The organism is Microbacterium sp. Marseille-Q6965 (assembly GCF_946151065.1).
In the GTDB taxonomy this organism is placed as follows: Bacteria; Actinomycetota; Actinomycetes; order Actinomycetales; family Microbacteriaceae; genus Microbacterium.
This window is the reverse complement of record NZ_CAMGZA010000002.1, coordinates 186,474-212,759: the sequence shown is the minus strand read 5'-3', so window position 1 is coordinate 212,759 and position 26,286 is coordinate 186,474. Positions and strand designations below refer to the sequence as shown.

Here is a 26,286-nt window from a genome sequence, read left to right as displayed (position 1 = left end):
ATCGTCCGGCACGTACCTGCCGGTGAAGGAGAAACGACATGGCATCCGTCACGTTCGACAACGCCACCCGCGTCTACCCGGGCGGCACGCGTCCCGCGGTCGACAAGCTGGACCTCGAGATCGGCGACGGCGAGTTCCTCGTCCTGGTCGGCCCCTCGGGCTGCGGAAAGTCCACCTCGCTGCGCATGCTCGCCGGCCTCGAAGAGGTCAACGACGGGCGCATCCTCATCGGCGACCGCGACGTCACCGACGTGCCGCCGAAGGACCGCGACATCGCGATGGTGTTCCAGAACTACGCGCTGTACCCGCACATGACCGTGGCGGAGAACATGGGCTTCGCGCTCAAGATCGCCGGTGTCGGTAAGGACGAGCGCGCCAAGCGCGTGCAGGAGGCGGCCAAGCTGCTCGACCTCGAGCCCTACCTCAACCGCAAGCCGAAGGCCCTCTCGGGTGGTCAGCGTCAGCGCGTCGCCATGGGCCGGGCCATCGTGCGCGAGCCGCAGGTGTTCCTCATGGACGAGCCGCTGTCGAACCTCGACGCCAAGCTCCGCGTCCAGACCCGCACCCAGATCGCGTCGCTGCAGCGCCGCCTGGGCGTCACGACGGTGTACGTCACGCACGACCAGACCGAGGCCCTCACCATGGGCGACCGGATCGCGGTGCTGAAGGACGGCATCCTGCAGCAGGTGGGCACGCCGCGCGACCTCTACGAGAAGCCGACGAACGTCTTCGTCGCCGGCTTCATCGGTTCGCCCGCCATGAACCTCTTCCCGGCCGACATCGCCGAGGGCGGCATCCGCTTCGGCACGAAGATCGTGCCCGTGGAGGCGTCGGCACTCTCGAAGGCGCACGGCTCCGAGGTGACCGTGGGCGTGCGTCCCGAGGACATCCAGGTCGGCCCGGCCGGTGGCGAGGGCCTGCAGGTGACCGTCGACCTCGTCGAGGAGCTCGGCGCCGACGGCTACCTGTACGGCCACTCCGAGATCGAGGGCAAGCGCACCGACATCGTGGCGCGCGTCGACGGACGCACGCACCCGAACGCCGGCGAGACGGTCTCGCTCACCCCGGTGGGCGACCACGTGCACGTGTTCGACATCGAGACCGGCGAGCGTCTGCGCGAGAAGGCGGTCGCCTCCGTCTGATCGCAGAGATCCATCCGCGGCGCGGACCGGTGCTCGCATCGGTCCGCGCCGCGGTGCATGCGGGGCGCACCACCGACGAGCTGAGCGGAGAGACAACAGATGCCCGAGTCGCTGCGCATCACGGCGAGCGAGATCGACCCCCAGCTGCTGGCGCTGCCCTGGCGCACCCGGCTGGAGGAGTGGCCGCGGGAGCACATCGTGCGCCTGCCGAAGGGCATCTCCCGGCACATCGTGCGCTTCAGCGAGCTGTCGGGACAGGTGGTGGCCGTCAAGGAGACGACCGAGCACATGGCGCGCCGCGAGTACGAGATGCTCGGTGCGCTGCAGCGCCTCGAGATCCCGTGCGTGCGCCGCGTGGCGGTGATCGCGGGCCGAACGACACCGGCCGGCGATCCGCTGCCCGCCGCCCTGGTGACCGCTCACCTGAGCTTCTCGATGCCATACCGTGCACTGTTCACGCAGACGCTGCGCCCCGACACCGCCACGCGCCTCGTCGACGCGCTCGCGCTGCTGCTCGTGCGGCTGCACAACGTGGGCTTCTACTGGGGTGACGTGTCGCTGTCGAACACGCTCTTCCGCCGCGACGCGGGATCGTTCGCCGCGTACCTCGTCGATGCCGAGACGGCGGAGCTGCACGAGGGCGGCACGGCGCTCAGCGACGGCCAACGCGAGCACGACCTGGACCTGGCGCGCACGAACATCGCCGGCGAGATCATGGACCTGGCGGCGAGCGGCCGGATCGATGCGGACGTCGACGCGATCCGCATCGCCGACGGCATCGTCTCGGCATACCGGTCGCTGTGGGCGGAGCTGACGGCACCGGAGTCGTTCGACATGTCGGAATCGTGGCGCATCACCGAGCGCGTGCGGCGCCTGAACGACCTGGGCTTCGACATCGGCGAGATGGCGATCCAGACCGCGCCGGACGGCGCCCACGTGTCGATCACGCCGAAGGTCGTCGATGCGGGTCACCACCAGCGCCGCCTGCTGCGCCTGACCGGCCTCGACGTGCAGGAAAATCAGGCCCGTCGCCTGCTGAACGACCTCGACGAGTACCGCGTCCGCACCGAGCGCGGCGAGGACGAGGAGGAGATCGCCGCCCACGAGTGGCTGACGCGCGTCTTCGAGCCCGTGGTCCGCGCGATCCCCATCGAGCTGCGCGCGAAACTCGAGCCGGCCGAGGTGTTCCATCAGGTGCTCGAGCACCGCTGGCTCATCTCCGAGCAGCGCGAGCAGTGGGTTCCTCTGGCCGAGACCCTCTCGAGCTACATCGAGAACGTGCTGCGCCACCGGCGCGACGAGGCGACGATCATGGGCCCGCCCACGGAGACCTTCACCGCCGCAATGGGCGCCGTGTCGCCGGACGACGCGGAGGGCGACTGGCGCGACCGCGTCTGATCCGGGCGCTTGCGTGCCCCCCCCCTGGCGAGCACCGCGCTGCTCACCCTGCCGGGTCGATGAAGAAGTTGTCCCGGAACAGGCCGGTGGGATCATAGCGTCGCTTCAGCTCCCGCAACCGGCGCAGGTGGGCGGGTGGGAACGCACGCTCCACGGGCGGCGGCATGGTCGACTCGAAGCTGAGGTACATGCCCTCGAAGAAAGGCACGAGGCGTGGCCAGCGCTCGTCGAGCCCGGACCGGACCGAGCCGAACGCCGAGACCGAGAATCCCGCTTCGCGCCAGCCGTATGCCGTCGCATCGGCGGGCACATCCGCGACCGCTCCCCCGACGGCGCGGATCGCGAAGAAATGGCCGGACTCGTGGCCCGTGCGGTGGAGCCCACCACGCCGGTCACGGTGCGCTACGGCCTCACGCCGCGCGGCGCCGAGCTCCTGACCGCCATGCAGCCCCTCGCCCTGTACGCGCAGCGATGGGAAGCGTCGCCCGAGGAGCGGGCCGCGTCCGCCTGATCCGCTCCCCGAGGGCGGCTACTGCTGGGCCGCGCGGATGGTGGCGACCTGGTACAGCGCGACCGAGGCCGCGATGCCCGCGTTGAGCGACTCGGTGGCCGCCGAGATCGGGATCGACACGACCTGATCGCAGTTCTCCGTCACCAGTCGCGACAGCCCCTTGCCCTCACTGCCGACGACGATCACGATCGGCCGGTCGGCCAGCTGCAGCTCGGGCAGCGACACCTCGCCGTCGCCGTCGAGCCCCAGCACGAAGACCCCCTGCTTCTTGAGGTCCTTGAGCGTGCTCGTCAGGTTGGACGCCATCGCGACGGGGATGCGCGCCAGCGCGCCCGCGCTCGTCTTCCATGCCGCGGCGTTCACGCCGGCCGAGCGTCGCTGGGGCAGGATCAGACCCTGCCCACCGAAGGCCGCCGTGGAGCGGATGATCGCGCCGAGGTTGCGCGGATCGGTCACGCCGTCGAGCGCGACGAGCAGCGGCGTCTCCCCGGCGTCGACGATCCGCTCCAACAGATCCTGCGGGTGCGCGTACTCGTACGGCGGCACCTTGAGGGCGACGCCCTGGTGGACGCCGTCGAAGCCCGCCATCCGGTCGAGCTCCGGGCGGGTCACCTCGAGCACGGGGATCTCGCGCTTGCCGGCGATCGACAGCATCTCCTTGACGCGGTCATCCATCTCCACGCGCTGGGCGATGTAGAACGCCGTGGCGGGGATGCGCGCGCGCAGCGCCTCGAGCACCGAGTTGCGGCCCGTCACGTACTCGTTGTCGTCGTTGGGACGACGCTGGGAGCTGCGGCCTGCGACCGGCCGCTTCGCGGCGGCGCGCTCGGCCAGCGCCTTGGCCTTGTGCGCCTTGTGGTACGGGCGGTCCTCCGCCTTCGGCGTGGGTCCGCGCCCCTCGAGCGACTTGCGGTTGTGACCGCCGGTGCCCTTGGTGGGACCCTTCTTCTTGCCCCTGCTCGCGCCGGGGCGTCCGGGCTTAGCCATCGATGCTCCAATGTGTGCCGTCTGGTGTGTCCTCAAGGGTGATGCCGGCGGCCACGAACGCATCGCGAAGCCGATCGGCCGTGCCCCAGTCCTTCGCCGCGCGCGCCTCGGCGCGCTGGGCGATGAGGGTGGTCAGGAGAGTGTCGAGCGTCGCCTCCGCGACGCCCGCGGCCCCGCCGTCGCGGTCCGGCGCGTCGAGGCCGAGGATCCGCAGCATCGCGACCACGCCGCGAAGGGCGTCGCTCGCGGCGGCCGTATCGCCGGCGTCGAGGGCCGTGTTGCCGGCCCGCACGGTGTCGTGCACGACCGCGAGCGCCTGCGGCACGCCGAGGTCGTCGTCCATCGCCGCGGCGAAGTCGGCAGGGAGCGGCCCGCCGGCATCCGCCGCGATCCCCGCACGCTCGGCACGGAGGAGGAAGCCATGGATGCGGTCGAGCGCCGCGGCTGCCTCGTCGAGCGCGCGTTCGGAGATGTCGAGGCTGGACCGGTAGTGCGCGGCCAGCAGCGCGTATCGCACGACGTGCGGGGGGCGGGCGGCCAGAAGGTCGCGCGCCGGCGTGACGTTGCCGAGCGACTTCGACATCTTCTGGCCCTCGACCGTCACGAGGCCGTTGTGCACCCAGTAGCGCGCGAACCCGTCGCCGGCGGCCTGCGACTGCGCGAGCTCGTTCTCGTGGTGCGGGAATCGCAGATCGAGCCCGCCGCCGTGGATGTCGAACTGGGATCCGAGGTAGCGCCTCGCCATCGCCGAGCACTCGATGTGCCACCCGGGCCGGCCCGCTCCCCACGGCGAGTCCCACGAGGCGTCGGCCGGCTCGTCGGCCTTGCGGCCCTTCCACAGCGCGAAGTCATGCGGATCCCGCTTGCCACGGGGGTCGGCGTCGGCGGCATCCTCCATGTCGTCGACGGACTGGTGCGTGAGGGTGCCGTACGCGGGCCAGGAGCGCACGTCGAAGTACACGTCGCCCGCCGCCGCGTACGCATGACCGCGCTCGATGAGTTGCGCGATGAGCTCCTGCATCTGCGGGATCGACGCGGTGGCACGGGGCTCGTACGTGGGCGGCTGGATGCCGATCGCGGCATATGCCGCATCGAACTCCCGCTCCATGCGGTACGCCAGGGCCCACCACGGCTCGGCGGCCGTGGCGTTGGCGAGCACCTTGTCGTCGATGTCGGTGACGTTGCGCACGAAGGTGACGCGGCCGTAGCGGTGCTCGAGCCAGCTGCGCAGCACGTCGAACGCGAGGGCGCCGCGCAGGTGTCCCACGTGCGGGCCCGACTGCACGGTCGGCCCGCACACGTACATCGTGACGTTCCCCGGGTCGAGGGGCGCGAAGTCGCGCAGCGCCTGGGCGCGCGTGTCGTAGAGCCGGAGGGTCACCACACAAGACTACTGACCGCCCGCTGAACGTTACGGTCAGCGCCGGCGAAACATCCGCGTCGCGTGCGTGGGATAGAACTGTGGGGTGCCCGTGATCGCCGTCCTCGCCGCCGCCGTCCTCTTCGGCACGACGGGCACCGCCCAGGCTCTCGGCCCCGAGGGCACGACCCCCTTCACGGTCGGCGGTGTGCGTCTTGTCATCGGGGGCACCGTTCTCGCCGCGCTGACGGCCCTCGCCGCGTGGCTGCGTCGGCGCCGCACGCCGCACGCGCCGCGGCCGCGACTCGCCTTCCGCCCCGCCGCGCTCATGGCGGTGACCGCGGTATGCCTGACGGTGTACCAGCCGCTGTTCTTCCTCGGCACCTCCCTCAACGGCGTGGCGATCGGCACGGTGATCGCGCTGGGCTCGTCCCCCGTTCTGGCCGGCGTCATCGAGGGCGTGCTGCACCGCCGACTGCCGAGTGCCACCTGGATGTCGGCGACGTCGCTCGCGACCATCGGCGTCGTGCTGCTCGGCGTGGGTGGGGGCGGCGATGTCGCCGCCGATCCCGTGGGCGTGGTCGGATCGATCGGCGCGGGCGCGTCGTTCGCCGTGCTCGCGGTGGCGCAGCGGCGCCTGCTCGACGACGGGTGGCACCCGTTCACCGTCGTCGGCGCGATGGGCGGCGGATCCGCCGTCCTCGCGATCCCGCTGCTGTTCACGGGAAGCCTGGCGTGGCTGGCCGACCCGCGCGGCGTCGCGATGTCACTCTGGCTGGGCCTCGTGACCGTCACCGTCGCGTACGCGCTGTTCACCTGGGGCCTCGGCGGGCTGAGCGCTGCGGCGGCAGCGACCCTGACGCTCGGCGAGCCGCTCACCGCGAGCGTGCTCGGCATCGTCGTGCTGCACGAACAGCTCGCCGTGCTCGCGATCATTGGTCTGCTCGTGCTCGGCGCGGGGCTCGTGCTGCTGGCGTGGGGGTCGCGCGCGCCGCGCGATCCAGCACCCCTGCCACTCGAAGGCTGAGGCGTCCGGCACCGGGTTGCCGCTCGCCGCGCCTCGGCCCGGGTCGCCGGATCAGGCGGGCACGAGCAGCGCGACCGCGAACGCCTGCACGCCCTCGGCGCGCCCGGTGAAGCCGAGCCCGTCGGTCGTCGTGGCCGAGACGGACACGGGCGCGCCGCCCAGCGCGCGTGACAACGCCGCCTCGGCCTCGGCGCGGCGGGCGGCGAACCGCGGGCGCTGCGCCTGCACCTGCACCGCGACGTTGCCGACCGCCCAGCCCGCCGCGCGGACGAGGCGGTCCGTCTCGGCGAGGAAGGCGTCGGCGTGCGCGCCGGCGAACTCGGGGCGATCGGTGCCGAAGTGGGTGCCGATGTCGCCCAGGCCCGCTGCCGAGAGGAGGGCGTCCACGACGGCGTGCGCGACGGCATCGCCGTCGGAATGCCCAGCGAGTGCGGGCTCGCCCGGCCACTCCAGACCCGCGAGCCACAGCGTGCCGCCGTCCGAGAACGCGTGGACGTCGGTGCCCAGGCCGACCCGCGGGGGCCGCGATCCGGGACGCCGCCCGGCCGCCGGCCCGGGCTCCGCCGCGGGCGCCGCGGCCTCGGCGCCCGCGCCGTCGACGGTCGCGCCGTCGGCCATGACGATGCCGCCCGAGCCGCCCACGGGAGGAATCGGCGAGTCGGCGACGAGTGCGCGCGCCCGCTCAAGGTCGGCCGGCGTCGTGATCTTGAAGGCGAGGGGGTCGCCCTGCACCGCGGCCAGCGGGTGCCCCGCCTCGGCGACGAGCGCCGCGTCGTCGGTGAACTCCCCGTCCGCCGTCGCGTAGGCGGCCACGAGCACGTCACGGCGGAAGCCCTGCGGCGTCTGTGCCGCACCGAGCTGCGAACGATCGACGACGCCCGTGATCCGGTCGCCCTCGACCCTCTTGATCGTGTCGATCACGGGCAGCACGGGAACCGCGCCCCAGCCCGTCCGATCGACGGCGTCGATCACGCGGTCGAAGACGGCCGGCGGCGTGAGGGCGCGCGCGGCGTCGTGGACGAGCACGATCTCGACGCCCGGGAGCACCCTGCGCAAGCCCGCCGCCACGGACTCCTGGCGCGTCGCGCCGCCCGGCACCACCGACACGAGCTGCTCCCGGTCACCCGCCGCCTCGCGGGCATCGGTGAGGGCCTCACCGACGCGATCGGCCGGCGCCACCACCACGACCTGGGCGAGCGGCCCGGCGAAGACGCCGCGCAGCGCATGCCGCAGGATCGTGTGCCGGTCCAGTCCCACGAACGCCTTCGGTGCGCCCGCCCCGAGACGGGTTCCGGAGCCGGCGGCGACGACGAGAACCGCGATGCGCGGCGCGAGGACTTCGGTCACCCCATAAACGTACCGCCGGGTGCCCTTGCGGACACCCGGCGGTGTGGTCTGGATCGCGACGCGCGCGAGCCGTGACTGCTCAGGACGCGAGCACCTCATCGAGGAGTGCGGCGGCCTTCTCCTCGTCGATCTTCTCGGCGAGCGCGAGCTCGCTCGTCAGGATCTGGCGGGCCTTCGCGAGCATGCGCTTCTCGCCGGCCGAGAGGCCGCGGTCCTGGTCGCGACGCCACAGGTCGCGCACGACCTCGCTCACCTTGATGACGTCACCCGACGCCAGCTTCTCCAGGTTCGCCTTGTATCGGCGGGACCAGTTGGTGGGCTCCTCGGTGAACGGCGCGCGAAGAACCTCGAAGACCTTGTCGAGGCCCTCCTGGCCGATCACATCGCGGACGCCGACGAGGTCGACGTTCTCGGCGGGGACCTCGATGACCAGATCGCCCTGCGTGACGTTGAGCTTGAGGTAGACCTTCTCTTCGCCCTTGATCTTGCGAGTCTTGACTTCCGTGATCGTCGCGGCCCCGTGGTGGGGGTAGACGACGGTCTCGCCAACCTCAAAAAGCATAGATTGATATCCTTTCGGCGTTCTTCAGGATATCACAGCCCGGGATGCACTAAGGTTCCGCCGCTGCCGCCGGAGGCCCCGGCGCTCCTGCTGGTCACGCCCCCGCGACCCTCTAGACTGAACGGCAGGGCCCGTCGTCCGGCGGCTGTCCGGCACCACCTGGAGGATCCGTGAACTCGCGCACTCTCGCGTCCCTCGCTCTCGGCGGCCTCGTCGTGCTCGGCACGGCCGGCTGCGCCGCCATCACCCCGCAGGCGACGACGATCAACTACTCCCCCGCCGACGGCGTCAACGTGCCGCTCCCACAGGACTCACCGGTGGAGATCCTCAACGCCCTCGTCGTGACCGATGAGGACGGCCGCGACGGCGGCTTCGTCGCCACCATCGTCAACTCGAGCGACTCGCGCGCATCCGTCTCGCTCGACTGGGGCGGCGGCGCGGGCGAGCTGACGGTTCCCGCCAACTCGTCGGTGAGCCTCGGCGGCGACGAGGACCCGCTGCTGCTCGAGAACATCGACACCCCGGCGGGCGCCACGCTGCCCATCGTCTTCAACGCCGGCGGCGAGCCGGTCGAGGCCGAGGTGCAGGTCTTCGACGAGACGCTCGAGTACCTCGAGGGGCTCGCCCCGTCCGAGGACTGACCCGCGACGACCAAAAGGCGCCCACCGCGACAGCGGGGGCGCCTTTTCGTGGTCGCGGGACCGGTCATGCCGCCTCGAAGCGGTAGCCGAGGCCGCGCACGGTCACGAGCATGACCGGTTCGCTCGGGTGCTCCTCGATGCGCGAGCGGATGCGCTTGATGTGCACGTCGAGCGTCTTGGTGTCGCCGAAGTAGTCGCTCCCCCACACCCGGTCGATGAGCTGCCCCCGCGTCAGCACGCGCCCGGCGTTGCGCATCAGCACCTCGAGCAGCTCGAACTCCTTCAGAGGCATGCTGATCGGCTCGCCGTCGACCGTGACCGTGTGCCGATCGATGTCGAGCGTGACGCGCCCGCCCTGCAGCACCCGCTCCTCGAGGTCGGCCTCGTCCTGCTGCGCCCGGCGCAGGACGGCGCGCATTCGGGCGAGCAGTTCGCGGGCCGAGTACGGCTTCGTGACGTAGTCGTCGGCGCCCAGCTCCAAGCCCACCACGATGTCGATCTCGCTGTCCTTCGCCGTGAGCATGATGATCGGCACCCCGGACGTCGTGCGCACCTGGCGGCAGACCTCCGTGCCCGGCATGCCCGGCAGCATGAGGTCGAGCAGCAGGATGTCGGCGCCCCGCTCTCGGAAGGCCGCCAGCGCGGCATCACCGTCCTCGGCGATCTCGACCTCGAAGCCCTCCCTGCGCAGCAGGTAGGCCAGCGGATCGGCGAGGTCCGGCTCGTCTTCGACGAGGAGCACGCGAGTCATGCTTTCTCCTTCTTGAGGGAACGGCCCGCCTTGCGGGCGACGGGTGCCTGGCGGGCCTCCGGATCGGGCACCGGGGCCTCGCTGCGCGGCAGACGGATGGTGAAGGTCGAGCCGCGCTCGGGCTGAGACCAGAGCCGGATCTCGCCGCCGTGGCGAGACACGGCATGCTTGACGATCGCGAGGCCGAGCCCCGTCCCGCCCGTGCGGCGCGAGCGGGCCTGGTCCGCGCGGTAGAAGCGCTCGAAGATGCGCTCCTGATCGGCCTCCGAGATGCCGATCCCCTGGTCCGTGACGGCGATCTCGACGGCCTCGTCGTCGGCGCGCACCCCGACCCCCACGCGCGACGCGCGCGGCGAGTAGGCGATGGCGTTCGCGATGAGATTGCCGACGGCCTCGATGAGGATCTGGGCGTCCCCGCGCACGTACAGACCGCGGTCCCCGCCGCGCACGAGCTCCACCCCGGCGGAGTCCGCCTGCACGGCGTTGGACTCGACGGCCGCGGTGACCACCTCGTCGATCGCGACGTCGCCGATGTCGGTGAGCTCCTCGGCGGCCTGCAGCCGCGACAGGTGCATGATGCGGCTCGTGAGCTGCCCGAGGCGCTCGGCCTCGGCGGTCAGGCGGGCGGCGAAGCGGCGGACCTCGTCGGGCTCGTCGGCCGCGAAGTCGATCGCCTCGGCCAGCAGCGTGATCGCGCCGACGGGCGTTTTGAGCTCGTGGCTCGTGTTTGCGACGAAGTCGTGTCGCATCTGCTCGAGTCGCTCGCGCTCCGACAGGTCGCGCGCGATGAGCAGGTACCAGCGCTCCGTGATGCGCGACATCCGCGCGGAGATGAGGCGTTCCTGGCCCTTGAGCGACCCCGTGCGCAGGCGCATGGACTCGACCGCCGTGCCCGCGGCACGGGCCGTCTTCAGCAGATCGCGGAGCCCGGAGGTCGCCAGCGGCGTGCCCGCGTGGAAGCCGAGGACCCCGGCGGGACGCGAGACCTCCACGACCGTGCCCGACGCGTCCACGACGGCGGCGGCCTCGTCCATGGCGTCGAGGACCGCGGTCACGCCCTCGGGCAGTGCGCCGCTGTGCTCGCGCATGAGCCGCTCGCGCACGCGCACCGCCCACACGATGAGGAGCGTGATCCCGCCGCCGATGAGTGCGCCCAGGAGCAGGGCGAGCAGCACAAGCTGCGTGGAATCCATGCCCACAGCGTAGAACGCCGCGGAGGGGCGAATTCACCGGATGTGCACCCGACGGCGGTCACGCGGGCGACTGTTCCCAGCCACGTCACCATCCGTTAACCTTCGCTGACGACAATCGTGAACGGCCCGCCGCCCCGGTGCGCGCGCCTGCCCACGGCACGAACGAAAGGTCCCACCGATGCGCGAAGTCTTCCACCAGTCCCTCGAAGAGGTGCAGTCGCGTCTCGTCGAGATCGCGGAGCTCGTGACCGTCGCGATCGACAAGGCGACCAGAGCGTTCGGCACGAGCGATGTCGCCCTCGCCGAGGAGGTCATCGCGGGCGACGCGGTGATCGACCAGAAGTCGCTCGCGCTCGACGAGCTCGCCGTCGAGATCCTCGCCATGCAGCAGCCGGTCGCCCGTGATCTCCGCATCGTCGTCGCCGCGCTGCGCACGAGCGCCTCGCTCGAGCGGATGGGCGACCTCGCCGAGCACATCGCCCAGCTCGCGCGCATGCGCTACCCCGAGCGCGCCATTCCGAACGGCTTCAAGACGACGTTCGAGCAGATGGGCGCCCGCGACGTGGAGGTCGCCCGCAAGCTCACGGAGCTGCTGCGCACGCAGGACATCGCGATCGCCGCGGCGATCCGCGACGCCGACGACGAGATCGACGAGCTGCACGCCTCGGTCTTCGAGAAGGTGCTGGGCGCGCAGACCGCCGCCGACGCGGCCGCCGTCGTCGACGCCACGCTCGCCAGCCGCTACCACGAGCGGTTCGCCGACCACGCCGTCGGCGTGGCCAAGAAGATGGTCTACCTCGCCACCGGCGACTGGAGCGGCTCGAGCGACATCGCGGCCAGCGCGGTCGGCACCGCCGAGGCCTGATCCCCGCGAACGCGAGAAGGCGCCGCCCCCTTGCAGGGGCGGCGCCTTCTCGTTGCGCGCGATGCGTCGGGTTACTTCTTGCCCTGGGCCGCGACGGCGGCGGCACCGGCCGCGGCGGCCTCGGGGTCGAGGTACCGGCTCGGGCCGATCGGCATCATGTCCTCGCCCAGCTCGTACACGAGCGGGATGCCGGTGGGAATGTTCAGGGCGGCGATGTCGTCGTCGCTGATCCCGTCGAGGTGCTTCACGAGGCCCCGCAGCGAGTTGCCGTGAGCGGCCACCATGACGGTCTTGCCGGCACGCAGGTCGGGCACGATCTCGCCCTCCCAGTACGGCAGCATGCGGTCGATGACGATCTTCAGCGACTCGGTCGCGGGGACGTCGCCGTCGATCCCGGCGTAGCGGGGGTCATCGGTCTGCGCGTACTCGTCGGCGGGGTCGATGGGAGGCGGCGGCACGTCGAACGAGCGGCGCCACTCCATGAACTTCTCCTCGCCGAACTCGGCGAGCGTCTGAGCCTTGTCCTTGCCCTGCAGCGCGCCGTAGTGGCGCTCGTTCAGCCGCCACGACCGCTTCACGGGGATCCACAGCCGGTCCGCGGCGTCGAGCGCGATATCGGCGGTCTGGATCGCGCGGCTCAGCACCGACGTGTGCAGGATGTCCGGCAGCACGCCCTGCTCCTTGAGAAGCTCGCCGCCGCGCCGCGCCTCGGCGCGGCCCTTCTCCGTGAGGCGCACGTCCACCCAGCCGGTGAAGAGGTTCTTCTCGTTCCATTCGCTCTGCCCGTGGCGGAGCAGGATCAGCGTGTACGTCATGATGCCCATGCTAGGCCGTGGCACCGCCGCACACCCCTCCGTTCGGCTTCCGTTCATCCGCGACCGGGCAGGATGGTCCGGTGCGCGCGGGGACTCAGCTGATCGGTCGCCCGACCCGCGGCACCACCGGCACGAACCGGCTGCGCCGGGTGGATCGCTGGATCGCGCAGCTGCCGGCGCTGCGTGCCGCGCCCGGCCCGCTCGTCGTCGACCTGGGCTTCGGCGCCAATGGGGTGACCACCTTCGAACTCGAGTCCCGCCTGCATCGGGCCGGCGCCGGCGCCGACGTGCTCGGGCTGGAGCTCGATCCCGAGCGCGTCGCCACGGCGCAGGGCCAGCTGGAGCGCACGCGGCGTGGCGAGACGGTCTTCTCCCCCGCGGCGCGCGTGACGTTTGCGCGGGGCGGCTTCGAGGTGCCGGCGCCGCGTCGGCCCGCCGTCATCCGCGCCTTCAACGTGCTGCGGCAGTACGACGAGGCCGACGTCCCCGCCGCGTGGGCGCAGATGGCCGCCCGCCTCGCTCCCGAGGGTGTGCTCGTCGAGGGCACGTGCGACGAGATCGGGCGCGTGGCATCGTGGATCGACGTCGGGGCCGACGCGCGCCCCCTGCGCTTCACCGTCTCGCTGCGCCTTCACGGGCTGGATCGCCCCTCGATCGTCGCCGAGCGTCTGCCGAAGGCGCTCATCCACCGGAACGTGCCCGGCGAGCGGGTGCACGCGTGGCTCAGCGCGCTCGACACGGAATGGGAACGGGCGGCCGGCCACGCCGTCTTCGGCCCCGTGCAACGCTGGCTCGCGACGGTCGCGGCGCTGCGTGAGGCCGGCTGGCCGATCGACGGCACCCGCTCGCGCTGGCGCCTCGGCGAGGTCAGCGTGCCGTGGCGGGCGGTGGCGCCCGCCTGACGCGTCAGATGCGCGGGAGCGCGCCTGCCGCGACCTCGCGCGGCTCGCCCGCCGCCACCAGCAGATCGACGACCATGGGGCGCAGCGAGGCGACGACGTTCTGGTCGCCCAACCGGGCGCGCGGCAGCAGCGCGGCCGGATCCAGCGTGGCAGCGATCGCCCGCAGCGCCTCGCGCGCCTCGCCGTCGCGATCCGGGTGGTCCAGCGCCACCGCCACGAGCGCCGCGGCGCGCTGCACCGAGGCGAGCACATCGGCCAGCTCGGGGCGCGCCTGCCCGTCGTCGACCGCGTAGTGCACGCGGCGCGCGACGACGCGCAGGTTCCGGGTGGCCAGATCCATGGCGTGCTGCATCGCCTGCAGGCGCGCCAGCTCCTGCCGGCGACCGCGCAGGAACGGCGACATGCGCGAGATCGCCTGCCCGGACTCCAGCGACGCCGCCCATACCTGCACGGGGTGTTGCAGGTCGCGCGCCCGCGTCAGCCCCCGCTCGGCACGCAACCGGTCGCCGCGGCGCAGGCCCTGCACGACCCGCGCGAGGGCGCGGTCGAACTCCTCGAACACCTCCCGGGCGTCGCGGACGACGGCCCGCATGGGGTTCCGCGGCAGCAGCGAGGTCACCAGCAGCGCCAGGGCGCCGCCGATCGCCCCGTCGAGCAGCCGCGCGCCGGGGTACTGGCCGAGCGGCAGCATGAAGGCGATCGCCGTCTGCACCGCGGCGGAGATCGGGAACTGCGGCGATGGCGAGAGGAAACGCCCCACCGCGAGCGTGACGGCGAGCGTGATCGCGAGCTGCCACCAGCCCGGCCCCCACGCGAGCAGCAGCACCTCGGCGATCGCGATGCCCGTGAGCATCCCGGCCACCGTCTGCAGCACCTTCGACGGCCGCGCGTCGCGCAACAGACCCAGGCTCGAGATCGTCACCGTCGCGGCGAGCAGCGGCGTCTCGTGCCCCAGCAGGACGTGGGCGAGCACGAACGCCGCGGTGGCCGCTGCCACGATCTGCACGATTGCGATCCACGAGTCCCGCAGGCGCACGAGACCGGCCCGGGGTCGGTAGCCGGAGTGCCACCGCGTGGGCACGATCTGGGTGAGCGGATCGGATTCGGCCACGCCTCGAGGCTATCGGCCGCGCGTGGCGCCCCGGTCGACCTCAGCGGTCCTGAGCGAGCGGCCGGCGCGACAGCCGCGTGAGGCGCGGCACATCGGCCGTGGCGCCGGCGTCGGCCGGCACGATGATCTCCTGCGCCGCGGCGATCCGGACGCCGTCCGCCTCGACTTGCAGCGCGGCGTCGCCGGGCGTGCGGCGCGAGACGAGCGCGAGGGCGATCGGCCCGAGCTCGTGATGCAGCGCCGACGACGTGATGCGCCCCGCCTCGGCGTCGCCGGCGAACACGGGCGAGCCGGGCGCGGGCAGCACGCTGTCGGAGCCGTCGAGATGCAGCATCACGAGGCGCCGGGGCGGATGGCCCAGGTTGTGCACCTTCGCGACTGTCTCCTGCCCCCGGTAGCAGCCCTTGTTCAGGTGCACGGCCGTGCGCAGCCAGTCGGCCTCGTGCGGGATCGCACGGTCGTCGGCCTCGCCGGCCCAGCGCGGCCGCCAGGCGGCCACCCGCAACGCGTCTGCGGCCATCGTCCCGGCAAGCGGCAGCGAGCGCACGAGGTCGGCGCCGGCCGCGGGGACGATCGCCTCGCACCACGCGCGCTCGGTGCCGGGGTGCTCCGCGACAGCGGCGTACTGCCATCCGCCCGGCGTGACGCCGCCCCACGGATCGGTCCACACGACGTCCGCCGCCGCGCGCACCGCGGTCTCGGCGGATCCTCCCGGCACGTAGCCCGTGACGAGCAGATCGTCGCGCGCCGCCACCTCCACGCGGGATCGGAAGCGCATCATCGTCAGCCACTTCGCCAGGCCCGGCGCATCGGGCGCGTCGGCGATGAGCCAGGTCGTTGCGCCGTCGTCCACCACGGCGGCCGCGTGCTCGATGCGGCCCTGCGGGTCGAGGATGAGCAGCTCGGTGCTCTCCCCCGGCGCGAGCGCGCGCACCTGCTGCGAGGTGATCGAATCCAGCCAGGTCAGGCGGTCCTCCCCGGAGACGGCCACGACCGCGCGGTCGCCGAGTGGGGCGGCCGCCTCGCCGCGCGCCAGCGCGCGTTGCTCGCGGATCGGGTCGCCGTAATGGGTGCGAACCCACTCCGGCGCGTGCTCGGCGATCCCCGCACGCTGGGGGTCCGGCGTCGCGGCCTCGCTCATCACTGCACCTTCGCCAGACGCGCCGACGCGTGCGAGCCGAGCTCGCGCCCCAGCGCGGCGATGTCCCACGCCCACAGCAGGTGGCCGTCGACGAGGCCGTACATGCGTGCCGCGGCCGCGTACACCTTCGTGCTCGCCGAGCGCATCACGGCGTCGGTGCCCAGATCGATGCGGGGCCCCTTCACCTCGCCCACGTACAGCTCGCTCACGCCGTCGGAGTGCACGAGCGACACCTCGATGTCGAACCCGCCCTCCGCGTTGCGCAGCGCCTCCACGTCGTCGGCCGTGCGAGGGCCCGCGTTCTCGAGGGCCGGCAACAGCCCGGGCCCGGTGTCGGTCGCGACGGCGGGACGCGCGAGGCGCCAGAATCCGGTCTCGGAGTTCAACCGCTGCGCCGGACGGTCGCCGTCGGCGGCGAGAAACGCGCTCGCGGAGTAGTTCAGGTAGCCGGAGCCGTCGTGACTGAAGCTCACGCGGTGCGTGAACTCGCCCTGATAGCGGGTATCGCCCACCGCGTAGTCGATCACGCCGGTCCCCTCCCACACGCCGAGGAGCCAGGACAGCGGCACGATGTCCGCCGGAAGGTCGGTCGGGATCTCGATCATGGTCCCTCCAGCGTATCCGGACGGGCGCGCCGAGGGGCCGGCTCCGCAGGAGCCGTGCGGGTTCGCGCGCGCGGCGGGGCGGACGCGGCGCGGATCAGCGCTGGCCGCGGAAGAGGTTCACGATAACCGCGCCCGAGATGAACGCGATCGCCAGGCTCGCGAGGCCGAGCAGTCCGACGAAGAACAGTTCGAGGGCGACGAGATCCATACCGCCCACTCTACTCCCTCGACAAACCCGCTCTTCCGGACGCACCGCGCCGCCGTGCGACGGCGAGGGTTACGACGGCACGATGGCCGCGAGCGCGAATCCCAGCGAGATGAAGCCCATGAGCAGCAGTCCGCCGAGCACGGATCCGGCGGTGCGCACGATAAATCCCTCGGACCGACCGGTCCACAGGTTGGCCGCGAACGCGACGATGAGCGTGGCGCCCGCCGCGATCGCCATCCACGCGAAGCGCACCTCGAACGGTGCGAACACGCCGACCGCGACGGAGGCGAGCACGGCGAAGACCCAGGTGGTCACGAGCGCGCCGACCGCCGAACGGGGCGCGAGCGCGGGCGTCGTCATGCCCACCATTCTCGCGCATCGTCGCACCGGCGGGGGCGCGCGGCCCTCGACCGCGGCACAGGGCTCTCTCAGCAGCGCCTATTATGGGTGCACCCGGCGCGGACCCCGCCGCCCGGAAAGGACGTTCGCTTGGCCCAGCTGCTCGTGTTGAGTTCCGCCCAAGGCGGCGGAGCGGTTCTGCCCGCCCTCGAGCTCCTCAGCCACCGCGTGCGCCAGATTCCGGCCGAGCCGGCGCAGCTGGTGAACGCACCGAACGCCGACGTGATCTTCGTCGATGCGCGCATCGACCTCGTGGGCGCCAAGTCGCTGTGCAAGATCCTCAACACGACCGGTCTCGACGCGCCGCTGATCCTCGTCGTGACCGAGGGCGGGCTCACCGCCGTGTCCAGCGACTGGGGAGTGGACGACGTCATCCTCTCGACCGCCGGTCCCGCCGAGGTCGACGCGCGGGTCCGATTGGCGGTGGGGCGGCAGACGGCCGAGCAGCCCTCGGGGCGCGTGCAGACGTCGGGAATCACGATCGACGAGTCGTCCTACTCGGCGAAGGTGCACGGCAAGCCGCTGGACCTTACCTACAAGGAGTTCCAGCTGCTGCACTTCTTCGCCACGCACCCCTCCCGGGTGTTCACTCGCGAGCAGCTGCTGAGCGAGGTGTGGGGATACGACTACTTCGGCGGCACCCGCACCGTCGACGTGCACGTGCGTCGCCTGCGCGCCAAGCTGGGCGACCTCGAGCAGCTCATCGGCACGGTGCGGAACGTGGGCTACCGCTTCAACGTGTACGAGGACGACCAACTGCCGCCGACGAAGTCCGAGGCGAAGCAGCAGCGCTGAGGCCGCGCGCACCCCGGGGCTGACACGCTCGAATCCGTTCACCTTCGGGAAACCGCGCGGTGCCAGGATGGGGGAATGAGCGACACGACCATCGTGGACACCGGGCTGGGCGACGCGGACGACGACTTCGACGAACTCGTCGAGTTCGACGAGTCCGATCTGCCCGACGGTCGCTACATCGACCGCGAGCTGAGCTGGCTCGCGTTCAACCAGCGCGTGCTGGAGCTCGCGGAGGACCCCGACGTGCCGCTGCTGGAGCGCGCCAACTTCCTCGCGATCTTCGCGAGCAACCTCGACGAGTTCTTCATGGTGCGCGTGGCCGGCCTCAAGCGCCGCATCGTCACCGGCCTCGCGGTGCCCAGCAACATCGGCACGGCTCCCGCCCGGGTGCTCGAGGCCATCAGCCAGAAGGCGCACGAGCTGCAGACGCGGCATGCCGCCGCGTGGCACGAGCAGGTCAAGCCGGCGCTGAGCGAGGAGGGCATCTCCCTGGTGTCGTGGAACGACCTCGACGGCGAAGAGAAGGCCGAGCTGTACGAGTACTTCCAGTCGCGGGTCTTCCCCGTGCTCATGCCCCTCGCGGTCGACCCGGCACACCCGTTCCCCTACATCTCCGGCCTGTCGCTGAACCTCGCGATCCGGATCCGCAACGCCCGCACGGGCCGCGAGGAGTTCGCGCGCCTGAAGGTGCCGCCCATGATGCCGCGCGCGGTGCGCGTGCCCGAGCGAGACCCGCTCAGCGAACGCGTGCGGCTGCTGCCGCTCGAGGATCTCATCGCCGAGAACCTGAGCGACCTCTTCCCGGGCATGGATGTGCTGGATCACCACGCGTTCCGCCTCACCCGCAACGAGGACGTCGTGATCGAGGAGGACGAATCGGAGAACCTCATCCAGGCGCTGGAGGAGGAGCTGCTGCGCCGGCGCTTCGGGCCGCCGATCCGTCTCGAGATCACCGAGGAGATGGACGACGTCACCCTGCGGCTGCTGCTGGACGAGCTCGACATCTCCGAACAGGAGGTGTACCGGCTGCCGGCGCCGCTCGATCTGCGGGCCCTGTTCGAGCTGGGGAAGCTGGACCGTCCCGACCTGCGGTACAAGAAGCACGTGCCGGTGACCGCGCTGGCGCTGCAGCCGCTCGACGCGGACTCGAAGCACGCCAGGGCCGACGTCTTCGCGGCCATCCGCAAGGGCGACGTTCTCGTGCACCACCCCTACGAGTCCTTCGCCACGAGCGTGCAGGCCTTCCTCGAGCAGGCCGCCCGCGATCCCCACGTGCTCGCGATCAAACAGACGCTGTATCGCACCTCCGGCGACAGCCCCGTCGTGAAGGCTCTGATCGACGCCGCCGAGAACGGCAAGCAGGTGCTCGCGCTCGTGGAGGTCAAGGCGCGCTTCGACGAGGCGAACAACATCGAGTGGGCGCGCCAGCTCGAGAAGGCGGGCGTGCACGTGGTCTACGGCCTCGTGGGCCTGAAGACCCACGCGAAGGCGGCGCTCGTGATCCGCCAGGAGAAGGGCGAGCTCGTCCACTACAGCCACGTGGGCACCGGCAACTACAACCCCAAGACGAGCCGCATCTACGAGGATCTGGGTCTGTTCACGTGCGACCCCGTCGTGGGGCTCGACCTGACGCGCCTGTTCAACGAGCTGAGCGGCTACGCGATCGAGAAGAAGTTCAAGCGCCTGCTCGTCGCGCCCCTGCACCTGCGCAAGGGCTTGCTCAAGCTCATCGAGCGCGAGCGCCGGCACGCGCTCGCGGGCAAGCCGGCCCGCGTGCGCATCAAGGTCAACTCCATGGTGGACGAGCGCATCATCGACGCCCTGTACCTCGCGAGCCAGGCCGGGGTGAAGGTCGAGGTGTGGGTGCGCGGCATCTGCAGCCTGCGCGTGGACCTGCCCGGCGTCTCCGACAACATCACGGTGCGCAGTGTGCTGGGTCGCTACCTGGAGCACTCGCGCATCTTCGCGTTCGACAACGACGGCTCGCCCGAGGTCTACATCGGCAGCGCCGACATGATGCACCGGAACCTGGACCGGCGCGTGGAGGCGCTCGTGAAGGTCGGCTCGCCGAAGCACGTGCGCGAACTCATGTCGTTCTTCGACCTCGCCATGGACGACGGCACGGCGACGTGGCACCTCGGCCCCGACGCCGTCTGGACGCGGCACCACCGCGACGCCGACGGCCGCCCGCTGCTCGATCTGCAGGACCGCACCATGAGCATCATCCGGCGGCGGCGGCAGCCGAGGGCGGCGCGGTGAGCGAACGGGCCGTGTACGCCGCGGGCGGCGTGCTCTGGCGCATTGCGGACGGCCGGCTGCGCATCGCGCTCGTGCACCGCACGAAGTACCGCGACGTGACGCTCCCGAAGGGCAAGGTCGATCCGGGCGAGATGCTCGCGCAGACGGCCGTGCGCGAGGTGGAGGAGGAGACGGGCATCCGGGCCGCGCTCGGCGTGCCGCTCGGCGTCTCGCGCTACACCCTCGCCAACGGCCGACAGAAGATCGTGCACTACTGGGCGATGCGGGCCAAGGACCGCGCCATCCGCGAGAGCCGCTTCGTGCCCAACCGCGAGATCGCCGCACTCGAATGGGCGGGGCCGCGTCAGGCGATGGCGAAGCTGAGCTACCCCGTCGACCAGGAGATCCTCGAGACCTTCCTGCGACTGTTCGACGACGGCGTGCGGCGCACCTTCCCGGTCGTGGCGCTGCGGCACGGCAAGGCGGTGCCGCGCAGCGATTGGGAACGCGCCGACTATCTGCGGCCGCTGCTCCCGAAGGGGCGTGAGCAGGCCAAGGCGATCGTGGGGGGTCTGCGTGCCTTCGGCGTGAAGAAGATCGTCTCCAGCACCGCCACGCGCTGCGTCCAGACGGTCACCCCGCTCGCGCGGGCCATCGACGCCCGCGTCGTCGAGACGGATGCGATCAGCCAGGATGCGTGGGAGGACGGCATCGCCGATGTGCGCACCGTCGTGGGCAAGCGCGTGGCGTCCGGCAAGGCGGCCGTCCTGTGCTCCCACGGCCCGGTGCTGCCGGCGGTTCTCGAGGAGCTGGCGCTGGCGACCGGCACGATCCGGACCTCCGCCCTCCGCGATGCCGCCGCCCTTGGCACCGGCTCGTTCTCGGTCGCGCACATCAGCGCCGAGAATCCCGGTTCGGGAATCGTCGCCATCGAGACGCACGCCCCGCCCGTCTGACGGCGAACGTCGGGGCGAGCGGCCGAGAGCGCCGGCCGGACTGCTCCTGCGCCACGGGGCGGCGGGCGAAGATCACGCCGAGATCACGGCCGCGGGCACCGCGCCAAGGGTTGTTCACCTTCCGTTCACCTGCAGACCGCAGTCTCTTAAGCACGCGGTCCTAGCGTCTCGGTGTGCCCCGAAGTCCCGAGGGGCAACCCTGATCACCGATCGAACGGATACACAGTGAAGATCACCCGTTTCTCGAGCATCGCCGCCCTCGGCGCGGTCGCCGCTCTGTCGCTCGTCGGCTGCGCCGCGAACGAGGCGCCCGCGGACAACGCGAACGCGAACGGCGGCGAGGAGTCGCTCACCGGCACCATCGAGGCGACGGGAGCGTCGTCGCAGGAGGCCGCTCAGCAGGCCTGGGTCGCCGGCTTCCAGGGCATCCACGCCGACGCCACCGTCAACTACACCTCGACCGGTTCGGGCACCGGCCGCGAGAACTTCCTCGCCGGCTCGTCGAACTTCATCGGCTCCGACCGCGCGTACAACGCCGAGGAGCTGGCCGCGGGCGGCTTCGGCTCGTGCGCCTCGGACTCGATCGTCGAGATCCCCGTCTACATCTCCCCCGTCGCCGTCGCCTTCAACCTCGAGGGCATCGACACGCTGAACCTCGACGCCGCGACCATCGCGGGCATCTTCGCCGGCCAGATCACCAACTGGAACGACCCGGCCATCGCCGAGCAGAACCCCGACGCCGAGCTGCCCGACCAGCCCATCGTCCCGGTGCACCGCGCCGACGCCTCGGGCACGCAGGAGACCTTCACCACGTACCTGCAGTCGACGGCTCCCGACGTGTGGACCTGGGAGGCCAGCGACGAGTGGCCGTCCGACCTCGGCGGCGAGGCCGCTGACGGCACCTCGGGTGTCGTGAGCGCCATCACCGAGGGTGCGGGCTACATCGGCTTCGCCGACGCCTCGCAGGCCGGCGACCTGGGCCAGGTGGCCGTCGAGGTCGAGGGCGAGTACGTGGCGTACTCGGCCGAGGCCGCGTCGGCCCTGGTCGAGGCCTCGCCGCTCGAGGAGGGCCGCGAGCCCCAGGACCTCGCGTTCGCCGTCGACCCCGCCGCCGCTCCCGCCGGCTCCTACCCGATCGCCCTGGTGAGCTACCTCATCGGCTGCGTCGAGTACGAGGACCCGGAGGTCGCGACGCTCGTCAAGGCCTACTTCGAGTACGTCGCGTCGGCCGAGGGCCAGGAGGCCGCTTCCGAGGTCGCCGGCAACGCCCCGATCTCGGAGGGCCTGCGCGAGCAGGTCATGACCGCGATCGACGCCATCGTCACCGAGTGATCCGACGGATCGCTTGACCGCAACGGTGCCCTCGCGCTCCTTCCCGTGGGATCCCTCCTGCGGGAAGGGCGCGGGGGCACCGCCGCGCGATAACCGAACACCTTCCGCCCGACTCAGAGCATCCGAGGAGCCGCTCCGATGACCACCACCACGACGGGGCCCGCCGACGCCCCCTCGTCCGCTCCGCCGAAGCCCGTGATGCGGCCCGGCGACAGGATCTTCTCGGGTACGGCGCTGGCGGCGGGCATCATCATCCTCGTCACGCTCGCGCTCGTCGCGCTCTTCCTCATCGTTCAGGCGATCCCCGCCTTCCGGGGCGACACCTCGGGCAACCACATCCTCGAGGGCCAGCCGTTCCTCTCCTGGGTGTGGCCGTTCGTCTTCGGCACCCTGTGGTCCAGCGCCATCGCGCTCGTCATCGCCGCACCGCTCGCCATCGGGATCGCACTGTTCATCTCGCACTACGCGCCGCGCCGACTGGCGGGCGTGCTCGGTTACATCATCGACCTTCTGGCCGCCGTGCCGTCGGTCGTCTTCGGGCTCTGGGGCGCGCTGACCTTCGCGCCCATGCTCGTGCCCTTCTACCGCTGGCTGAACGAGAACCTCGGCTGGATCCCGATCTTCTCGGGCACCCCGTCGGGCACCGGCAAGACCATCCTGACGGCGTCGCTGGTGCTGGCGGTGATGATCCTGCCGATCATGACCGCCATCTGCCGCGAGGTCTTCCTGCAGACCCCCAAGCTTCACGAGGAGGCGGCGCTCGCCCTCGGCGCCACGCGCTGGGAGATGGTGCGCATGGCGGTGCTGCCCTTCGCCCGCAGCGGCATGATCTCGGGCGCGATGCTCGGCCTCGGTCGTGCGCTCGGCGAGACGATGGCGGTCACGCTCGTTCTCTCGCCCCTCGGCATCGTCACCTTCAACCTGCTCAACCCCGAGAACCCCACCACGATCCCCGCGATCATCGCGCTGCGCTTCCCCGAGGCGCACGACGAGGGCGTGAACACGCTCATTGCGGCGGGTCTGATCCTGTTCATCGTGACCTTCGCCGTCAACTTCGTGGCTCGCTGGGTCGTCTCGCGCCGCGCCGAGTTCTCGGGAGCCAACTGACATGACCACCATCGCCACGCCCCCGGCCACCACGGTGGCCCCGCCGCGGAGCCTGACCGCCGGCCACCTTCCCACCTGGACGCCGTGGGCGCTGCTCGCCGGATCGTTCGCCGTCTCGGCGGTCGTGTTCGCGCTGCTGAACATCGGCGGCGATCCCGCCGACTTCAACATCGCCATGACGCTCGTCGTGGGCATGGTCATCTACATGGCCCTGATCTTCGTGATCTCGTCGGTCGCCGAGAGCCGTCGCCACGCGACGGACCGTCTCATGACCGCCCTGGTGTCGACGGCGTTCGTGATCGCGCTGCTGCCGCTGGTCTCGCTGCTGTTCACCGTCGTCGTCAACGGTCTGGCCCGCTTCGACGGCGAGTTCTTCAGCTTCTCGATGCGCAACATCGTGGGCGAGGGCGGCGGCGCCGTCCACGCCATCTACGGCACGCTGCTCATCACGCTCGGCGCGACGATCATCTCCGTGCCGATCGGCCTCATGACGTCGATCTACCTCGTGGAATACGGCCAGGGCAAGAAGCTGGCGCGCGGCATCACCTTCCTCGTCGACGTGATGACCGGCATCCCCTCGATCGTCGCCGGTCTGTTCATCTACTCGGTGTTCGCGATCATCGTCGGCCCGGGCACCCGCATGGGCATCATGGGCTCGCTCGCCCTGTCGGTCCTCATGATCCCGGTCGTCGTGCGCGGCTCCGAGGAGCTGCTGCGCATCGTCCCGAACGAGCTGCGCGAGGCCGCGTACGCGCTCGGCGTGCCCAAGTGGCTCACGATCGTCAAGGTCGTCCTTCCCACCGCCATCGCGGGCATCACCACGTCGGTCATGCTCGCCGTCGCGCGCGTGATCGGCGAGACGGCGCCGCTGCTGCTCACGGTCGGCATGGTGCAGGGCATGAACCTCAACATGTTCGGCGGCCAGATGGCGACGCTGCCGGTGTTCTCGTACATGCAGGCGAAGTACCCCGGCCTGCCGCCGGAGGCGTTCATCGAGAGGGCCTGGGCCTCGGCGCTCACGCTCATCCTGATCGTCATGGTGCTGAACCTCGTCGCCCGCCTGATCGCGAAGATCTTCGCCCCCAAGATGACCGGCCGCTGAGCCGTCGCCCGAGCTTCCCGCTGAGAGAGAGAACCCGAAGATGTCCAAGAGCATCGAAGTCAACGACCTCAACGTCTACTACGGCGACTTCCTGGCCGTGGAGGGCGTGTCCATCGACATCCAGCCCCGCACCGTGACCGCGTTCATCGGGCCGTCGGGCTGCGGCAAGTCGACCTTCCTGCGCACCCTGAACCGCATGCACGAGGTCATCCCCGGCGCCCGCGTGGAGGGCGAGGTGCTCATCGACGGCAAGAACCTCTACGGCGCCGGCGTCGACCCGGTGCTCGTGCGCCGCCAGGTGGGCATGGTGTTCCAGCGCCCCAACCCGTTCCCCACCATGTCGATCCGCGAGAACGTGCTGGCAGGCGTGCTGCTCAACAACCGCCGCATGTCGAAGAGCGACCAGGACGACCTCGTGGAGAAGTCGCTGCGGGGCGCGAACCTCTGGAACGAGGTCAAGGACCGGCTCGACAAGCCGGGCTCGGGCCTCTCCGGCGGTCAGCAGCAGCGCCTGTGCATCGCCCGCGCCATCGCGGTATCGCCCGACGTGATCCTCATGGACGAGCCCTGCTCGGCCCTCGACCCCATCTCGACGTTCGCCATCGAGGAGCTGATCGCCGAGCTGAAGAACGACTACACGGTCGTCATCGTGACGCACAACATGCAGCAGGCCTCGCGCGTGAGCGACAAGACCGCGTTCTTCAACATCGCCGGCACGGGCAAGCCCGGCAAGCTCATCGAGTACGACGAGACGACGAAGATCTTCACCACCCCCTCGGTGCAGGCCACCGAGGACTACGTCTCGGGTCGCTTCGGGTGAGGCCTCGCGGGCGCGGCGGCAAGCCGACGCGCCCGCAGCGGTACCCGGCGCTCAGTCCCGCGGACCGAGCAGATAGGCGTTCAGGGCGGCCGTGAGGTCCCGGTCCACCGGCAGCTCACGGCCGTCGACGTGCGTGATGGGCGCGGCCAGGCGCGTGCTCGAGACGAGCCACGCCGCGTCGGCGTCATGGAGCGCGGCGACGGGGACGTGCTCGTACCCGGTGGGGTGGCCGTTCTCCTCGAGCCAATCGAAGGCGCTCAGCTGGGTCGTGCCCTGCAGGATGCCGCCGGTCGGCTCGGGCGTGAGGAACGCGTCGCCGCGGCGGATGATGACCGTGGCGGTCGGCGCCTCGAGCACGTAGCCGTCGCTCGTGACGAAGACGGCGTCGTCCGCGCCGCGGCGCTTCGCCTCGCGCAGCGCCGCCATGTTCACGGCATACGAGAGGGTCTTGGCGCCCAGCAGGAGCCACGGTGCCCGTGCCGCGGCTCCGCTGTCGTAGCCGCGATCGAGCGTGACGACGCGGATGCCGCGCTCGCGGGCGGCGGTGCTGTCGGGAGCCTGGGCGGCGGTGAGCCACGCCGTCGGACCGTGGATGCCTTGGCCGGGGCCGCCGTGCTGCACGCCGCGGCTCATCAGCAGCCGGACGGTGTACTCCCCCGGCGGGCACTGCGCCGCCGCGTGCTCGACCACCGCGCGCAGCTGGGCGAGGTTCGGCACCGGCAGATCGGTGAGACGCGCCGAGTGGGCGAGGCGGTCCAGGTGGGGGCCTGTCTCCTGCGGATGTCCGTCGACGACCGCGATCGATTCGAAGATGCCATCACCGCGGTTCGAGCTCAGGTCGCTGACGCTCAGCGCGGGCGCGTCGGGATCGATCGGCGCGAACGTCCCGGCGAAGTCGGTGCGCGGGTCTTCCGCCGGCAGGGTGTCGATGAGGTACGCAAGGCGGAACGTCATGGTTCGAGCCTACGGGT

The 26,286-nt window shown here is 71.3% G+C and carries 27 protein-coding genes; 14 read left to right on the top strand and 13 right to left on the bottom strand.

Annotated features, from left to right (window positions below; all coding sequences use genetic code 11):
• The first annotated feature begins 38 nt into the window (after window positions 1–38).
• Window positions 39–1,142, top strand: a complete 1,104-nt coding sequence (locus N8N77_RS07520) for an ABC transporter ATP-binding protein (RefSeq protein WP_261165948.1) — start codon at window positions 39–41, stop codon at window positions 1,140–1,142.
• A 99-nt stretch (window positions 1,143–1,241) separates the two neighbouring features.
• On the top strand, window positions 1,242–2,540 hold the full coding sequence (locus tag N8N77_RS07515) for a DUF4032 domain-containing protein (RefSeq protein WP_261165946.1): 1,299 nt from the start codon (window positions 1,242–1,244) through the stop codon (window positions 2,538–2,540).
• Between the two features lie 43 nt (window positions 2,541–2,583).
• Here the strand turns inward: N8N77_RS07515 and N8N77_RS07510 are convergent, their stop codons facing one another.
• Window positions 2,584–2,850 (bottom strand): BBE domain-containing protein, encoded by a 267-nt coding sequence (locus N8N77_RS07510; RefSeq protein WP_261165944.1) that lies wholly within the window; start codon window positions 2,848–2,850, stop codon window positions 2,584–2,586.
• Window positions 2,851–2,889: 39 nt separating this feature from the next.
• Here N8N77_RS07510 and N8N77_RS07505 point away from each other — a divergent pair, with 39 nt between their 5' ends.
• The gene (locus tag N8N77_RS07505) at window positions 2,890–3,051 is read left to right on the top strand and encodes a helix-turn-helix domain-containing protein (protein ID WP_261165942.1); all 162 of its coding nucleotides are present in this window, start codon (window positions 2,890–2,892) and stop codon (window positions 3,049–3,051) included.
• Window positions 3,052–3,069: 18 nt separating this feature from the next.
• Here N8N77_RS07505 and rlmB read toward each other — a convergent pair whose 3' ends face one another.
• Together rlmB and cysS are read right to left on the bottom strand one after the other, a co-directional pair.
• A complete protein-coding gene (gene rlmB / locus N8N77_RS07500; RefSeq protein ID WP_261165941.1) occupies window positions 3,070–4,038 on the bottom strand; it encodes a 23S rRNA (guanosine(2251)-2'-O)-methyltransferase RlmB in 969 nt (322 codons plus the stop codon).
• Window positions 4,031–5,419 (bottom strand): cysteine--tRNA ligase, encoded by a 1,389-nt coding sequence (cysS, locus tag N8N77_RS07495; protein WP_261165939.1) that lies wholly within the window; start codon window positions 5,417–5,419, stop codon window positions 4,031–4,033. The genes rlmB and cysS overlap by 8 nt, the downstream gene beginning before the upstream one ends.
• Before the next feature lie 85 nt (window positions 5,420–5,504).
• On the opposite strand from cysS, the gene N8N77_RS07490 reads away from it, so the two are divergent.
• The gene (locus tag N8N77_RS07490; RefSeq protein WP_261165937.1) at window positions 5,505–6,425 is read left to right on the top strand and encodes a DMT family transporter; all 921 of its coding nucleotides are present in this window, start codon (window positions 5,505–5,507) and stop codon (window positions 6,423–6,425) included.
• A 51-nt stretch (window positions 6,426–6,476) separates the two neighbouring features.
• On the opposite strand, the gene ispD is transcribed toward N8N77_RS07490, so the two are convergent.
• Both ispD and N8N77_RS07480 read right to left on the bottom strand, forming a co-directional pair.
• A complete protein-coding gene (ispD, locus tag N8N77_RS07485) occupies window positions 6,477–7,772 on the bottom strand; it encodes a 2-C-methyl-D-erythritol 4-phosphate cytidylyltransferase (protein ID WP_261165935.1) in 1,296 nt (431 codons plus the stop codon).
• A gap of 79 nt (window positions 7,773–7,851) precedes the next feature.
• Window positions 7,852–8,334 (bottom strand): CarD family transcriptional regulator, encoded by a 483-nt coding sequence (locus N8N77_RS07480; RefSeq protein ID WP_261165933.1) that lies wholly within the window; start codon window positions 8,332–8,334, stop codon window positions 7,852–7,854.
• Window positions 8,335–8,504: 170 nt separating this feature from the next.
• Here N8N77_RS07480 and N8N77_RS07475 point away from each other — a divergent pair, with 170 nt between their 5' ends.
• Window positions 8,505–8,975 (top strand): DNA modification methylase, encoded by a 471-nt coding sequence (locus tag N8N77_RS07475; protein WP_261165931.1) that lies wholly within the window; start codon window positions 8,505–8,507, stop codon window positions 8,973–8,975.
• A gap of 64 nt (window positions 8,976–9,039) precedes the next feature.
• Here N8N77_RS07475 and N8N77_RS07470 read toward each other — a convergent pair whose 3' ends face one another.
• Window positions 9,040–9,726, bottom strand: a complete 687-nt coding sequence (locus tag N8N77_RS07470) for a response regulator transcription factor (protein WP_261165929.1) — start codon at window positions 9,724–9,726, stop codon at window positions 9,040–9,042.
• Window positions 9,723–10,919, bottom strand: a complete 1,197-nt coding sequence (locus N8N77_RS07465) for a cell wall metabolism sensor histidine kinase WalK (protein ID WP_261165927.1) — start codon at window positions 10,917–10,919, stop codon at window positions 9,723–9,725. Before N8N77_RS07465 ends, N8N77_RS07470 begins: the two co-directional genes overlap by 4 nt.
• A 178-nt stretch (window positions 10,920–11,097) precedes the next feature.
• On the opposite strand from N8N77_RS07465, the gene phoU reads away from it, so the two are divergent.
• Window positions 11,098–11,784, top strand: coding sequence for a phosphate signaling complex protein PhoU (gene phoU, locus N8N77_RS07460; protein WP_261165925.1), 687 nt, complete (start codon window positions 11,098–11,100; stop codon window positions 11,782–11,784).
• Between the two features lie 71 nt (window positions 11,785–11,855).
• Here phoU and N8N77_RS07455 read toward each other — a convergent pair whose 3' ends face one another.
• The gene (locus tag N8N77_RS07455; RefSeq protein ID WP_396652815.1) at window positions 11,856–12,608 is read right to left on the bottom strand and encodes a phosphoglyceromutase; all 753 of its coding nucleotides are present in this window, start codon (window positions 12,606–12,608) and stop codon (window positions 11,856–11,858) included.
• A gap of 71 nt (window positions 12,609–12,679) precedes the next feature.
• On the opposite strand from N8N77_RS07455, the gene N8N77_RS07450 reads away from it, so the two are divergent.
• Window positions 12,680–13,501, top strand: a complete 822-nt coding sequence (locus N8N77_RS07450) for a bifunctional 2-polyprenyl-6-hydroxyphenol methylase/3-demethylubiquinol 3-O-methyltransferase UbiG (RefSeq protein ID WP_261165922.1) — start codon at window positions 12,680–12,682, stop codon at window positions 13,499–13,501.
• 4 nt (window positions 13,502–13,505) lie between these two features.
• Here the strand turns inward: N8N77_RS07450 and N8N77_RS07445 are convergent, their stop codons facing one another.
• The 4 genes from N8N77_RS07445 to N8N77_RS07430 all read right to left on the bottom strand — a co-directional run bounded on the left by N8N77_RS07445 (window position 13,506) and on the right by N8N77_RS07430 (window position 16,926).
• The gene (locus N8N77_RS07445) at window positions 13,506–14,612 is read right to left on the bottom strand and encodes an aromatic acid exporter family protein (RefSeq protein WP_261165920.1); all 1,107 of its coding nucleotides are present in this window, start codon (window positions 14,610–14,612) and stop codon (window positions 13,506–13,508) included.
• A gap of 40 nt (window positions 14,613–14,652) precedes the next feature.
• Complete coding sequence (locus tag N8N77_RS07440) at window positions 14,653–15,753, bottom strand: folate-binding protein YgfZ (protein ID WP_261165918.1); 1,101 nt, start codon at window positions 15,751–15,753, stop codon at window positions 14,653–14,655.
• Window positions 15,753–16,358: an FABP family protein gene (locus N8N77_RS07435; RefSeq protein WP_261165916.1), complete on the bottom strand. Its 606-nt coding sequence runs from the start codon at window positions 16,356–16,358 to the stop codon at window positions 15,753–15,755. Before N8N77_RS07435 ends, N8N77_RS07440 begins: the two co-directional genes overlap by 1 nt.
• Before the next feature lie 277 nt (window positions 16,359–16,635).
• A complete protein-coding gene (locus N8N77_RS07430) occupies window positions 16,636–16,926 on the bottom strand; it encodes a hypothetical protein (protein WP_261165914.1) in 291 nt (96 codons plus the stop codon).
• A 129-nt stretch (window positions 16,927–17,055) separates the two neighbouring features.
• On the opposite strand from N8N77_RS07430, the gene N8N77_RS07425 reads away from it, so the two are divergent.
• From N8N77_RS07425 to pstB, 7 genes are all read left to right on the top strand, one after another.
• A complete protein-coding gene (locus N8N77_RS07425) occupies window positions 17,056–17,760 on the top strand; it encodes a response regulator transcription factor (protein ID WP_261165912.1) in 705 nt (234 codons plus the stop codon).
• Between the two features lie 75 nt (window positions 17,761–17,835).
• A complete protein-coding gene (locus N8N77_RS07420; protein ID WP_261165910.1) occupies window positions 17,836–20,019 on the top strand; it encodes an RNA degradosome polyphosphate kinase in 2,184 nt (727 codons plus the stop codon).
• The gene (locus N8N77_RS07415; RefSeq protein ID WP_261165908.1) at window positions 20,016–20,954 is read left to right on the top strand and encodes an NUDIX hydrolase; all 939 of its coding nucleotides are present in this window, start codon (window positions 20,016–20,018) and stop codon (window positions 20,952–20,954) included. The genes N8N77_RS07420 and N8N77_RS07415 overlap by 4 nt, the downstream gene beginning before the upstream one ends.
• A 225-nt stretch (window positions 20,955–21,179) precedes the next feature.
• Window positions 21,180–22,286: a phosphate ABC transporter substrate-binding protein PstS gene (locus N8N77_RS07410; protein ID WP_261165907.1), complete on the top strand. Its 1,107-nt coding sequence runs from the start codon at window positions 21,180–21,182 to the stop codon at window positions 22,284–22,286.
• Window positions 22,287–22,424: 138 nt separating this feature from the next.
• Window positions 22,425–23,393, top strand: a complete 969-nt coding sequence (pstC, locus tag N8N77_RS07405; RefSeq protein WP_261165906.1) for a phosphate ABC transporter permease subunit PstC — start codon at window positions 22,425–22,427, stop codon at window positions 23,391–23,393.
• Window position 23,394: 1 nt separating this feature from the next.
• Entirely contained in the window at window positions 23,395–24,495 is a 1,101-nt protein-coding gene (gene pstA / locus N8N77_RS07400; protein WP_261165905.1) for a phosphate ABC transporter permease PstA, read from the top strand.
• Between the two features lie 40 nt (window positions 24,496–24,535).
• On the top strand, window positions 24,536–25,315 hold the full coding sequence (gene pstB / locus N8N77_RS07395; protein WP_261165904.1) for a phosphate ABC transporter ATP-binding protein PstB: 780 nt from the start codon (window positions 24,536–24,538) through the stop codon (window positions 25,313–25,315).
• Window positions 25,316–25,366: 51 nt separating this feature from the next.
• On the opposite strand, the gene N8N77_RS07390 is transcribed toward pstB, so the two are convergent.
• Window positions 25,367–26,269 carry an aminodeoxychorismate lyase gene (locus tag N8N77_RS07390; RefSeq protein WP_261165902.1) on the bottom strand — a complete coding sequence of 301 codons (903 nt, stop codon included), beginning with the start codon at window positions 26,267–26,269 and terminating at the stop codon, window positions 25,367–25,369.
• Window positions 26,270–26,286 lie beyond the last annotated feature (17 nt).